General features: G+C 71.3%; 14 protein-coding genes. 12 read left to right on the top strand and 2 right to left on the bottom strand.

Annotated elements, in window-relative coordinates:
- The first annotated feature begins 6 nt into the window (after window positions 1-6).
- Complete coding sequence (locus ACIHAA_RS00790; protein ID WP_399811194.1) at window positions 7-825, top strand: inositol monophosphatase family protein; 819 nt, start codon at window positions 7-9, stop codon at window positions 823-825.
- Between the two features lie 108 nt (window positions 826-933).
- On the opposite strand, the gene ACIHAA_RS00795 is transcribed toward ACIHAA_RS00790, so the two are convergent.
- The gene (locus ACIHAA_RS00795; protein ID WP_399811196.1) at window positions 934-1,107 is read right to left on the bottom strand and encodes a hypothetical protein; all 174 of its coding nucleotides are present in this window, start codon (window positions 1,105-1,107) and stop codon (window positions 934-936) included.
- Between the two features lie 419 nt (window positions 1,108-1,526).
- On the opposite strand from ACIHAA_RS00795, the gene ACIHAA_RS00800 reads away from it, so the two are divergent.
- The 4 genes from ACIHAA_RS00800 to ACIHAA_RS00815 all read left to right on the top strand — a co-directional run bounded on the left by ACIHAA_RS00800 (window position 1,527) and on the right by ACIHAA_RS00815 (window position 5,050).
- Window positions 1,527-2,180 (top strand): response regulator transcription factor, encoded by a 654-nt coding sequence (locus tag ACIHAA_RS00800; RefSeq protein WP_399811199.1) that lies wholly within the window; start codon window positions 1,527-1,529, stop codon window positions 2,178-2,180.
- A gap of 5 nt (window positions 2,181-2,185) precedes the next feature.
- A complete protein-coding gene (locus tag ACIHAA_RS00805) occupies window positions 2,186-3,418 on the top strand; it encodes a sensor histidine kinase (RefSeq protein WP_399811202.1) in 1,233 nt (410 codons plus the stop codon).
- A gap of 395 nt (window positions 3,419-3,813) precedes the next feature.
- Window positions 3,814-4,110, top strand: a complete 297-nt coding sequence (locus ACIHAA_RS00810) for a DUF4193 domain-containing protein (protein WP_003993510.1) — start codon at window positions 3,814-3,816, stop codon at window positions 4,108-4,110.
- A gap of 13 nt (window positions 4,111-4,123) precedes the next feature.
- Complete coding sequence (locus ACIHAA_RS00815; protein ID WP_399811206.1) at window positions 4,124-5,050, top strand: hypothetical protein; 927 nt, start codon at window positions 4,124-4,126, stop codon at window positions 5,048-5,050.
- Between the two features lie 43 nt (window positions 5,051-5,093).
- Here the strand turns inward: ACIHAA_RS00815 and ACIHAA_RS00820 are convergent, their stop codons facing one another.
- Window positions 5,094-5,555, bottom strand: a complete 462-nt coding sequence (locus tag ACIHAA_RS00820) for a DUF3093 domain-containing protein (RefSeq protein WP_399811208.1) — start codon at window positions 5,553-5,555, stop codon at window positions 5,094-5,096.
- Window positions 5,556-5,613: 58 nt separating this feature from the next.
- Here ACIHAA_RS00820 and ACIHAA_RS00825 point away from each other — a divergent pair, with 58 nt between their 5' ends.
- The 7 genes from ACIHAA_RS00825 (at window position 5,614) to ACIHAA_RS00855 (ending at window position 12,140) form a co-directional block, all read left to right on the top strand.
- Window positions 5,614-6,198, top strand: a complete 585-nt coding sequence (locus ACIHAA_RS00825; RefSeq protein ID WP_399811211.1) for a PaaI family thioesterase — start codon at window positions 5,614-5,616, stop codon at window positions 6,196-6,198.
- A gap of 17 nt (window positions 6,199-6,215) precedes the next feature.
- Window positions 6,216-6,710, top strand: a complete 495-nt coding sequence (gene dut / locus ACIHAA_RS00830) for a dUTP diphosphatase (RefSeq protein ID WP_399813664.1) — start codon at window positions 6,216-6,218, stop codon at window positions 6,708-6,710.
- A gap of 1 nt (window position 6,711) precedes the next feature.
- Window positions 6,712-7,473, top strand: a complete 762-nt coding sequence (locus ACIHAA_RS00835; protein ID WP_399811213.1) for a DUF3710 domain-containing protein — start codon at window positions 6,712-6,714, stop codon at window positions 7,471-7,473.
- A 204-nt stretch (window positions 7,474-7,677) separates the two neighbouring features.
- Window positions 7,678-10,221 (top strand): ATP-binding protein, encoded by a 2,544-nt coding sequence (locus ACIHAA_RS00840; protein ID WP_399811216.1) that lies wholly within the window; start codon window positions 7,678-7,680, stop codon window positions 10,219-10,221.
- Window positions 10,218-10,901, top strand: coding sequence for a response regulator (locus ACIHAA_RS00845; protein WP_399811219.1), 684 nt, complete (start codon window positions 10,218-10,220; stop codon window positions 10,899-10,901). Before ACIHAA_RS00840 ends, ACIHAA_RS00845 begins: the two co-directional genes overlap by 4 nt.
- A gap of 63 nt (window positions 10,902-10,964) precedes the next feature.
- Window positions 10,965-11,363: an OB-fold nucleic acid binding domain-containing protein gene (locus ACIHAA_RS00850; RefSeq protein ID WP_399811222.1), complete on the top strand. Its 399-nt coding sequence runs from the start codon at window positions 10,965-10,967 to the stop codon at window positions 11,361-11,363.
- A gap of 3 nt (window positions 11,364-11,366) precedes the next feature.
- Window positions 11,367-12,140: a DUF3159 domain-containing protein gene (locus tag ACIHAA_RS00855; protein WP_399811224.1), complete on the top strand. Its 774-nt coding sequence runs from the start codon at window positions 11,367-11,369 to the stop codon at window positions 12,138-12,140.
- The last annotated feature ends 28 nt before the right edge of the window (window positions 12,141-12,168 follow it).

Below are 12,168 nucleotides of genomic sequence, written 5' to 3' on the forward strand. Positions count from 1 at the left end.
AGCACCGTGACCGAGCAGGCAGAGCCGGCCGACCGGCTGACCGACGAACTCCTGGAGCTGGCCCTGGAGGCGGCGACCCGCGCGGGGACCTTCCTGCGCGAGGGGCGCCCCGACGACCTCGGCGTGGCCGCCACCAAGACCAGCGCCATCGACATCGTCACCGAGATGGACATCGCCGCCGAGAAGCTGATCACCGGGCTGCTCGGGGACCGCAGGCCCGAGGACGGCCTCCTCGGCGAGGAGGGCGCCAGCGTCGAGAGCCGCAGCGGCATCGAATGGGTGATCGACCCCATCGACGGCACGGTGAACTATCTCTACGGGCTGCCGAGCTGGGCGATCTCCATCGCCGCCCGCAAGGACGGGGAGACCGTGGTCGGAGTGGTCCACGCCCCCGTACGCGGGGAGACCTTCCGGGCGGTCCGCGGCGAGGGCGCCTTCCTCAACGACCGCCCGCTGCGGGTGCGCACCGCACCCGGGCCGGAGCTCGCCCTGGTGGGCACCGGATTCGGCTATCTCACCGAGCGCAAGGTCCAGCAGGCCGAGGTGGCCCGGCGGCTGATCCCCGAGGTGCGGGACATCCGCCGCGGCGGCTCCGCCGCGATCGATCTCTGCGACGTGGCGGCGGGACGTCTGGACGCCTACTACGAGCGGGGACTGAACCCCTGGGACTACGCGGCGGGCGACCTGATCGCCCGGGAAGCGGGCGCCCTGACCGGCGGCCGCCCCGGGGAGCCGCTCTCCCCGGCCCTGACCGTCGCGGCCCCGCCTGGCCTGTTCGAGCGGCTCCAGGCCAGACTGGACGAGCTGGGAGCCTGGCACGACTGACCGGCCGCCGCACCCCGGGCACGGGCCCGACCGCGCCCCCGCTGTACCCCCGCGCGCGAAACGGGGCCCCGGCCTGGATCTGCCGGGGCCCCGCTCCGGGCGAGCCGATCAGACGCGCGCCGCGCCGACTTCCACACCGTGCTCGGCGGCAAGGCGGTGCAGGTCGTCGAGCTCCGACTGTTCGACGTCCGCGAGGAAGTCGTCGCCGGTTTCACGAGCATGCGTCAGGTCGGACTCGGTCGCCCGTATGCGCTGCAGAAGTCCTGTGGTGAATGCGTCCATGCTGCGCCCCCTCGTCCTGGGTCGTGGGTCGGTGGCACGGGGGTGTGCCGGTGCGGGAAAGGGGCGATCACGTCTCCTGGGTGCCCAGCGCTGCCCTGGCTGGGCGGCGACGGTGCCGGACATCCACGCCCGCTCAGGGGAAACGGTGAGCAGTCGACCACACGTGGTGTGGCACACGCAGAGCGTGATCGCGGGGTGTAAAGCCGTCCTCCCCCAGCGCCCTTCCGCGGAAACCTCAACCGCCCCGGAAAATTTTTCATTCCGTCCGCTGCGGCCCCGTCGCCGGACCCCCGCCCACCCCGCCTTACAGCCGGTTTACGGCCGAAAAGGGCAGGATGGAGGTCACACCCACGACGGACCCGCCCGTGGGCTGCCCGCACCCCCGGGCGGCCCGGGCGGACACAGGAAGGACTAACGACGTGCGCGTACTCGTCGTCGAGGACGAGCAGCTGCTCGCCGATGCGGTGGCCACCGGTCTGCGCCGGGAGGCCATGGCCGTCGACGTCGTGTACGACGGCGCGGCCGCCCTGGAGCGCATCGGCGTCAACGACTACGACGTGGTCGTCCTGGACCGCGACCTGCCGCTGATCCACGGCGACGACGTCTGCCGCCGGATCGTCGAGTACGGGATGCCCACCCGGGTTCTGATGCTCACCGCGTCGGGCGACGTCAGCGACCGCGTGGAGGGCCTGGAGATCGGCGCCGACGACTACCTCCCCAAGCCCTTCGCGTTCAGTGAGCTGATCGCCCGGGTGCGCGCCCTCGGACGGCGTACGAGCGTGCCGCTGCCGCCCGTGCTGGAGCGTGCCGGGATCAAGCTCGACCCCAACCGCCGCGAGGTGTTCCGCGACGGCCGGGAGGTCCAGCTCGCGCCCAAGGAGTTCGCCGTCCTGGAGGTCCTCATGCGCAGCGAGGGCACCGTCGTCTCGGCCGAGCAGCTCCTGGAGAAGGCCTGGGACGAGAACACGGATCCCTTCACCAATGTCGTGCGCGTGACCGTCATGACCCTGCGCCGCAAGCTCGGCGAGCCCCCGGTCATCGTCACCGTGCCCGGCTCCGGCTACCGGATCTGATCACCGTGGCGACGACCCCGGCACCCCCCACCGCCCCGCCCAAGCCCACCTGGGACCCGCGCCGGCCGGAACCCCCGTTCCCCTGGCTGCGCCCGACCATCCGCATACGGCTCACGCTGCTGTACGGCGGCATGTTCCTGATCGCCGGGATCCTGCTGCTGTCGATCATCTATCTGTTCGCGGCGCATGCGCTCAATGTGGGCAGCGACCTTCCGTTCAAGATCCTCTCGGGGCAGGTCGCCAGCGACACCTGCAACTTCCCGGCCCGCCCCTCGGCGAGCGAGCTGAACGACGCCATGAACGCCTGTGTGAACGAGCAGCGCCAGCACGCCCTGGACAATCTGCTCAGCCGCTCGCTGCTGGCGCTGCTCGGCCTCGCCGTGATCGCCTTCGCCTTCGGCTACGCGATGGCGGGCCGGGTGCTGTCCCCGCTCGGCCGGATCACCCGCACGGCCCGCGCGGTCGCCGGTTCGGACCTGTCCCGCCGGATCGAGCTGGACGGCCCGGACGACGAGCTGAAGGAGCTGGCGGACACCTTCGACGACATGCTGGAGCGCCTCCAGCGGGCCTTCACGGCCCAGCAGCGGTTCGTCGGCAACGCCTCGCACGAGCTGCGCACGCCGCTGGCGATCAACCGCACCCTCCTGGAGGTCCATCTCGCCGACCCGGGGGCGCCCGTGGAGCTCCAGCAGCTCGGCAGGACACTGCTGGCCACCAACGAGCGCAGCGAGCAGCTCGTGGAGGGGCTGCTGCTGCTCGCCCGCAGCGACAACCAGATCGTCGAGCGGGGGCCCGTCGACCTGGCGGAGGTGGCCTCCCAGGCCGTCGACCAGGTGCATGCCGAGGCGGAGGCCAAGGGCGTCCGGCTCGGGGGCGAGCGCGCTCCCGCCGTCGTCCAGGGCAATGGCGTCCTGCTGGAGCGCATCGCCCTGAACCTGGTCCAGAACGCCGTGCGCTACAACGTCGCGGAGGGCGGCTGGGTGGAGGTGACCACCCAGGTCCAGCACGGGCAGGCGGTCCTGGTGGTGACCAACACCGGACCGGTCGTCCCCGCGTACGAGATCGACAATCTGTTCGAGCCGTTCACCCGGCTGCGGAACGAGCGCACGGGCAGCGACAAGGGCGTGGGCCTCGGCCTGTCCATCGCGCGGTCCGTGGCACGCGCCCACGGCGGCCACATCACCGCACAGCCCCGTGAAGGGGGTGGCCTCGTGATGCGTGTCACCCTGCCCATTTGAGATCATGCCCTCCGGTGGCCGCCCGTTGTTCGCTTCGGGCGGAATTTCCGGGCTGCCCGCCCGGGATTCCGATGTGTGATCGATCACAAGGGCGCCATTCCGGCCGTCTACTCTGCGTCACTCCATGACACGGGAAGGGCCGGGAAAATCCGGGTTTTCCGGGGGCTTGATCACGGGAAGTACACGGTGAGGTGGCTTTGAAGTGCAGCCCCGGGACCGTGTACGGTCCGCTTCGCCATCCAACCCGATCACTCATGAGGAGTCCGGTTGGGTGTCGATTGAGTAACAGACCTTGATGTGAGGCAAAATCTCCGCCTCGAGGCGGGCACAAGTCCGGCCTCTCACGCGTTACGTGCGCTGGAGACACCCGCAGACACCCAGAGGGGGAGAGCGAAATGGCAACCGATTACGACACCCCACGCAAGACCGACGACGATGTCGATTCCGACAGCCTTGAAGAACTGAAGGCCCGGAGGAACGACAAGTCGGCGTCGGCTGTCGACGTCGACGAGTTCGAGGCCGCAGAGGGCCTCGAACTGCCGGGCGCCGACCTCTCGAACGAGGAGTTGGCCGTCCGTGTGCTCCCGAAGCAGCAGGATGAGTTCACCTGCATGAGCTGCTTCCTGGTGCACCACCGCAGCCAGCTGGCCCGCGAGAAGAACGGCCAGCCGATCTGTCGCGACTGCGACTGAGGCGGGGTCGGCCGTGAACGGCTCGACCCCTCCCTGGAAGCGCCGCTTCCCGCGCCGGGAAGCGGACCGGGGGCCGCTGGACGGCCCTGATGGCGTGCGTGACGACGAGCGGGGCCCTTCCGTCGAGGAATCCAAGGCAATCGAGGACTCCGAGGGAACGGCCTCGCTCGGACCGGCAGCCGCCCCCCGGGCCCCCGAGGGGCCCGACAAGCCTGCCGACTCCCCGGTACCCGGCGGACGCCGTCGGGCGGCCGCCGTGCGAGCCGGAATCCGGGAAGGCGTCCGCAAGGGCGGCAGCCGGGCGAAGGCGGCCCTGGCGTATCTCACCGACCGGATCATCGACCTGGCCCCCCGGGTCCCCGTGCGGGACCTGGAGACCCTGCGCCGACAGTTCCCCGGGCTCGGACCCGAGGAGATCGCCGACAAACTCGTGGTCGGCGCGTCGAGCGCCACGGCCACCGTCGGCGCCGGGGTCGGAGCGGCCGCGATGATGCCCGTACCGCCCGCCATGCCGACCGAACTGGCCGCGGAGATCACCGGCGTCGCCGCGATCGAGCTGAAGCTGATCGCCGAACTGTACGAGCTGTACGGACTGCGGCCGGAGGGGACCCTCGGCCAGCGCAGCACCACCTATCTGCGGTCCTGGTCCGGCGAGCGCGGGATCGTGGTGACCAAGCCGTCCACCATCGACGCGGCCCTGGGCGGCCGGATGAAGCGCGAGGTGCGGCAGCAGATCATGAAGCGCGTGGTGCGCGACCTGCCCAATCTGATGCCGTTCATGGTCGGGGCCGCGGTCGGGGCGGTCATGAACCGGCGCGACACCCGGCGGCTGGCCGAACGGATCCGCACGGACCTCCGGGAGCGGCAGGTGCCGTGGGACGCGCTGCCGGAACTCCCGCCCCTGGAAGAGCCCGAGAACCCCCTGGAGCTGGATCCCTGATCCCTCGGAGGCCCGCCGGGGCCCCCGAGGGTGTCCGGGGTGCCTACGCCTGCGTACGGGCCGCCTGGAGCGCCGCCGCCAGCCGCTCGGGCTCCCGCGTCGACAGATACAGATAGGGCGTCGGGTCGGCCGGGTCCGTGACCTCGACCTTCAGGGCCGTGGGAATGTAGGCGCGCAGCAGCATGAAGGCCCGGGTGTCCGCCTTGTAGGTGCGCCAGGCGCGCGCCTCCTCCCGGTCCAGGGTCTCCGCCCCGCCGAGCGCCGACAGCGGGATCCGGGCCTCGCCCGCGAGCAGCGAGTCACCCACCACCCGGATGCGCACGGAGCCGTAGGAGCTGACCACCACGGCCGACACGGCGGTGCCGCCGACCAGCGCGCCGAGCAGCGGCAGCGTGCCGAACGGAAGCAGGACGAGGGCCAGGGCGACACCGACCAGGAGGCACATCAGCCACCAGGACCGGGGTGCGGTGAGGCGTTCTTCGTACGGCGACGCGGAGAGCTGCATGGGCCCAAGCTTGGCACGGTGTCCGGATCGCGTTCACGCGCGGGTAAGGTCTGCGGCTGTGAGTGGTACTTCCGGGTCTCTGACGCCCCCCGCCGACGCCGCGGCACCCGTACGGCACCCCGACGCGCCCGCTCCGGGAGAGCTGCTCGGGGCGCACTACGCGCAGTGCTTCGGATGCGGCGAGGATCAGCCCCACGGGCTGCACCTCCAGGCGCGGGCGGGCGAGGGCGTGTCCCTCACCGCGGAGTTCACCGTCCGGCCCGCCCACCAGGGGGCACCCGGCCTCGCGCACGGCGGAGTGCTCGCCACCGCCCTCGACGAGACCCTCGGCTCGCTGAACTGGCTGCTGCGCACCGTCGCGGTGACCGGACGGCTGGAGACCGACTTCGTACGGCCGGTCCCCGTGGGTACTGTGCTGTATCTGGAGGCCGAGGTGACGGCCGTGGCCGGACGCAAGATCTACTCCCGGGCCACCGGCCGCATCGGCGGACCCGAGGGTCCCGTGGCCGTCCGCGCCGAGGCCCTCTTCGTCGAGGTCAAGGTCGACCACTTCATCGACAACGGCCGCCCCCGGGAGATCCAGGCGGTCATGAACGACCCGGACCAGCTCCGGCGTACCCGAGCCTTCGAGGTGAACCCGTGACCAGCGATTCCCTGACCGTGCTGATCCGGCGCGTCGACCCCGACGTCCCCCTTCCGGCGTACGCGCACCCCGGTGACGCGGGCGCCGATCTGCGGACCACCGAGGCGTGCGAACTCGCTCCCGGTGAGCGGGCCGTTCTGCCCACGGGCGTGTCCATCGCCCTCCCCGAGGGGTACGCGGCCTTCGTGCACCCGCGGTCCGGCCTCGCCGCGCGGTGCGGTGTCGCCCTGGTGAATGCCCCGGGGACGGTTGATGCCGGGTACCGTGGGGAGATCAAGGTGATCGTGGTGAACCTCGACCCGCGCGAGGCCGTGCGGTTCGAGCGCTTCGACCGGATTGCCCAACTGGTCGTGCAGCAGGTCGAGAGGGTCCGCTTCCAGGAGGTCGCGGAGCTTCCCGACTCGGCAAGGGCCGCGGGGGGCTTCGGGTCCACCGGCGGTCACTCCGCCGTGGGCGGGGCAACGGGTGGGAATCGATACGCATCGGTCGTATCCGACCGGGAAGGACAGTGACGTGTTCGGACGTCGCAAGAAGACGGGTGCCGCCGAGGACGCGGCCGGCGAGGCCGAGCAGGTCGTCGACGGTGTCGACACTGAGGCGGAGGAAGAGGGCGAGCGCGAGCGCGTGAGGCTCGAACCGGAGCCGCGCCCCGATGGCCCCTGGGACGACTCCGAGGTCCGCGAGCCCGGCGAGGGCCGGGTGGACCTGGGCGGTCTGTTCATTCCCGGGGTCGAGGGCATGGAGCTGCGGGTCGAGGTCGCGGGCGACGCGATCGTCGCGGCGACCGTGGTGCTGCGGGACAGCGCCATCCAGCTCCAGGCCTTCGCCGCGCCCAAGCGCGAGGGCATCTGGGGCGAGGTCCGCGAGGAGATCGGCAGCGGGATCACCCAGCAGGGCGGGATCGTCGACGAGGTCGAGGGGCCCCTCGGCTGGGAGCTGCGGGCCCAGGTGCCGGTGCAGCTGCCGGACGGCACGAGCGGTTTCCAGGTCGTGCGGTTCGTCGGCGTGGACGGCCCGCGCTGGTTCCTGCGGGGTGTGATCTCCGGTCAGGGAGCGGTGCAGCCGCAGGCCGCCGGTCTACTGGAGCAGATCTTCCGGGACACCGTCGTGGTGCGGGGCGAGGGCCCGATGGCCCCGCGCGACCCGATCGTCCTGGAACTGCCGAACGATGCCCAGATGGTGCCCGAGGGCGTGCAGCAGGAGGACGCCGGGTCCCGCTTCTCCGGTGGCATGGGCCAGCTCCAGCGCGGCCCCGAGATCACCGAGGTGCGCTGACCGCTCGGCGGACAGAGACGAATGCGAGGCCGTGCCCCCGGGGGGTGCGGCCTCTCTCGTCCGTGCGCCCCCGGGCGGGGGAGTCCGGGCCATCAGGGTTTCGTCAAAGACGTACGTCCAGGTGCACCCTGTCTCTTTTGCCGTAATTGTTGGCCGTAAGGTCGACGCAGCGTACGCAGGTGTGTGTGGGAAGACAATGAGGCCATGGGACGCGGCAAGCTACGGATCTACCTCGGTGCGGCACCGGGGGTCGGCAAGACCTACGCCATGCTCTCCGAGGCCCACCGCCGCATCGAACGCGGGACGGACTGCGTGGTGGCCTTCGTGGAGCACCACGGCCGCCCCCGCACCGAGGTGATGCTGCACGGTCTGGAGCAGGTCCCGCGCCGGGAACTCGCCCACCGGGGCGCGGTCTTCACCGAGATGGACGTGGACGCGGTGCTGCACCGGGCGCCCGCCGTCGCCCTGGTGGACGAACTGGCCCACACCAACATCCCCGGCTCCCGCAACGCCAAGCGCTGGCAGGACGTCGAGGAGCTGCTCGCCGCCGGGATCGACGTGGTCTCCACGGTGAACATCCAGCATCTGGAGTCCCTCGGCGACGTCGTGGAGTCCATAACGGGCGTACGGCAGCGGGAGACGGTCCCGGACGAGGTGGTGCGCCGCGCGGACCAGATCGAACTGGTCGACATGTCCCCGCAGGCGCTGCGGCGGCGCATGGCGCACGGGAACATCTACCAGCCCGACAAGGTCGACGCGGCCCTGTCGAACTACTTCCGGCCCGGAAACCTGACCGCCCTGCGGGAACTGGCCCTGCTGTGGGTGGCCGACCGGGTCGACGAATACCTGAACGAATACCGCAGGCGGCACCGGGTCTCCACGATCTGGGGCTCCCGCGAGCGGATCGTGGTGGGCCTGACCGGCGGCCCCGAGGGCCGCACCCTGATCCGCCGGGCCGCCCGGCTGGCGGAGAAGGGCGCGGGCGGCGAGGTGCTGGCCGTCTACATCTCCCGCAGCGACGGTCTCACCTCCGCCTCGCCCAAGGAGCTGGCGGTCCAGCGGACGCTGGTGGAGGACCTCGGCGGCACCTTCCACCATGTCGTCGGCGACGACATCCCCGCGGCGCTGCTGGACTTCGCCCGCGGGGTGAACGCCACCCAGATCGTCCTCGGCTCCTCGCGCCGCAAGGCGTGGCAGTACGTCTTCGGGCCGGGCGTCGGCGCCACGGTCGCCCGCGAGTCGGGCCCCGACCTCGATGTGCACATCGTGACCCATGAGGAGGCCGCCAAGGGGCGCGGCCTGCCCGTGGCCCGGGGCGCACGGCTCGGCCGCACCCGCATCATCGCGGGCTGGCTGGCCGGGATCGTGGGCCCGGTCGTCCTGGCGCTGCTGCTCAATACCGTCGACCTCGGTCTCGCCAACGACATGCTGCTGTTCCTGGCGCTGACCGTGGCGGCGGCCCTGCTCGGCGGCCTCTTCCCGGCCCTCGCCTCGGCGGCCTTCGGCTCCCTGCTGCTGAACTACTACTACACGCCCCCGCTGCACCGCTGGACGATCGCCGACCCCAAGAACATCGTCGCCATCGCGATCTTCGTGGGGGTCGGGGTCTCGGTCGCCTCCGTGGTCGACCTGGCCGCCCGGCGCACCCACCAGGCGGCCCGGCTGCGCGCCGAGTCGGAGATCCTCTCCTTCCTGGCGGGCAGCGTGCTGCGCGGCGAGACCGGACTCGAGGAGCTGCTCGAACGGGTGCGCGAGACCTTCGCCATGGAGTCCGCCGCCCTGCTGGAGCGCGCCGGTGACGTGGACCCCTGGACCTGCGCGGGGAGCGTGGGCCCCGGCGCGGCGGTCGAACGGCCCGAGGACGCCGATGTGGACGTCCCCGTGGGCGACCACATGGCCCTGGCGCTGTCCGGGCGGGTGCTGCCCGCCTCCGACCGCCGGGTGCTGGCCGCGTTCGCCGCGCAGGCCGCCGTGGTGCTGGACCGCCAGCGGCTGAAGCAGGAGGCCGAACAGGCCCGTGAGCTGGCCGAGGGCAACCGGATCCGCACCGCCCTGCTGGCCGCCGTCAGCCATGATCTGCGCACCCCGCTGGCCGGGATCAAGGCCTCGGTCACCTCGCTCCGGTCGGACGACGTGGAGTGGTCGGAGGAGGACCGGGCCGAGCTCCTTGCCGCGATCGAGGAGGGCGCCGACCGGCTCGACCACCTGGTGGGCAATCTGCTGGACATGTCCCGCCTCCAGACCGGCACCGTCGCCCCGCTCATCCGGGTCATCGACCTGGACGAGGTGGTGCCGATGGCGCTCGGCGGAGTCCCCGAGGACAGCGTCGAACTGGACGTCCCGGAGAGCCTGCCCATGGTCGCCGTGGACGCCGGACTGCTGGAGCGCACCGTCGCCAACCTGGTCGAGAACGCCGTCAAGTACAGCCCCGGGGAAACGCCTGTGCTGGTCTCCGCGAGCGCCCTCGCCGACCGGGTCGAGGTCCGCGTGGTCGACCGGGGGCCGGGCGTCCCCGACGAGGCGAAGGAACGGATCTTCGAACCCTTCCAGCGCTACGGCGACGCCCCCCGCGGCGCCGGGGTCGGACTCGGCCTCGCGGTCGCCCGCGGCTTCGCCGAGGCCATGGACGGCACCCTGAACGCCGAGGACACCCCCGGCGGCGGCCTCACGATGGTCCTCTCCCTGCGAGCCGCGGAGAGCCCCCGGCGCTCCGCACCCGTCGCTGAACCAGAAAGGCAAACCACATGACCCGGGTGCTCGTGGTCGACGACGAGCCGCAGATCGTGCGCGCCCTCGTGATCAACCTCAAGGCGCGCAAGTACGACGTGGACGCGGCCCCCGACGGCGCCACCGCGCTCCAGCTCGCCGCCGCCCGCCACCCCGATGTGGTCGTGCTCGACCTCGGACTGCCCGACATGGACGGCGTCGAGGTGATCAAGGGGCTGCGCGGCTGGACCCGCGTGCCGATCCTCGTCCTGTCCGCCCGCCACTCCTCCGACGAGAAGGTCGAGGCACTGGACGCGGGCGCGGACGACTACGTCACCAAGCCCTTCGGCATGGACGAACTGCTGGCCCGCCTCCGCGCCGCCGTCCGCCGGGCCGAGCCGACCGGGGGAGGCGAGGACGACGTCCTGGTGGAGACCGCCGGGTTCACCGTCGACCTGGCCGCCAAGAAGGTCAACCGGGCCGGAAGAGACGTACGCCTCACCCCCACCGAGTGGCATCTGCTGGAGGTGCTGGTGCGCAACACCGGCCGCCTGGTCAGCCAGAAGCAGCTGCTCCAGGAGGTGTGGGGCCCCTCCTACGGCACGGAGACCAACTACCTCCGGGTGTACATGGCCCAGCTGCGGCGCAAACTGGAGGCGGACCCCTCGCACCCGAAGCACTTCATCACCGAGCCCGGAATGGGATACCGGTTCGAGAAGTGAGGCGATCGTGCGGGACGACGCCGGGTGGCCGGTGCCGTCGCAGCGCCCCGGTACGCTTTCGGTATGAGCGCTGTTCCTCGTTCCGAAAAGCCGGCGGGCCGTTTCCGGCGGATGCTCGACCGGCTTTCCTCGTCACAGGAGGACCTGGAGTCCGAGGAGCTGCGTGAGGATGCCGAGACGACGGGCTGCACCCGGATCGGCGACTGCCACGACCGTCAGATCGTGACGGTTACTGGTACCTTGCGCACGGTCACGCTGCGCCCGCGGGCCGGCGTCCCGGCGCTGGAGGCCGAGCTGTTCGACGGCTCGGCCGCGCTGGACCTGGTCTGGCTCGGCCGTCGTTCCATCGTCGGCATAGAACCGGGACGCAAGCTCATCGCTTCGGGCCGGATCTCCCTGAGCCGGGGCCGCAGGGTGCTGTTCAATCCCAAGTACGAACTCAGACCGCTCGGACGGGAGTAGCCGGTGACGTCACTCGAGAAGCCGACCGAAGACGCCCAGCAGGATTCACGGGCGGTGACCGAGGCCGCGCTGTTCGAGGCGTTCGGCGGAGTGCGGGGCATGGTCGAGACCGTGGTGCCCGGTCTCTTCTTCGTCACCGTCTTCACGATCAACAAGGACCTGCACTGGTCGGCGATCACCGCGCTCGCGGTGTCGCTGGTGCTCGTGGCGGTCCGCCTCGTCATGCGGGACACCGTGAAGCACGCCTTCAGCGGTGTGTTCGGAGTGGCCTTCGGCGTGGTCTTCGCGATGATGACCGGCAATGCCAAGGACTTCTATCTGCCGGGCATGCTCTACACGCTGGGGCTGGCCCTCGCGTACATCGTGACCACGCTCGCCGGGGTGCCCCTGATCGGTCTGATGCTCGGCCCGGTCTTCAAGGAGAACCTCTCCTGGCGCACCCGCAATCCGGGCCGCAAGAAGGCGTACACCAAGGCCAGTTGGGCCTGGGGACTGATCCTGCTCGCCAAGTGCGCGATCCTGTTCCCGCTCTACTGGTGGGCGAACACCGCTCAGCTCGGCTGGGTCCTGATCGCGCTGAAAATCCCGCCGTTCCTGCTCGCGGTGTGGCTGACCTGGGTCTTCCTGGCGAAGGCGCCCGCGCCGATCGACGTCTTCGCGGAGATGGAGGCGGAGGAGAAGGCCGAGGAGGAGCGCAAGACCGCCGCGACCGCCGCCGAGGGGCACTCCGCGCAGGGAGTGCCGGGAGCACCGGGCCGGCACCGCAGGGACGCTTAAGGGCCGAGGGTGACCCGGGCGACCACCT

The sequence above is a fragment of the Streptomyces sp. NPDC052040 genome (genome assembly GCF_044548405.1).
Classification (GTDB): Bacteria; Actinomycetota; Actinomycetes; order Streptomycetales; family Streptomycetaceae; genus Streptomyces.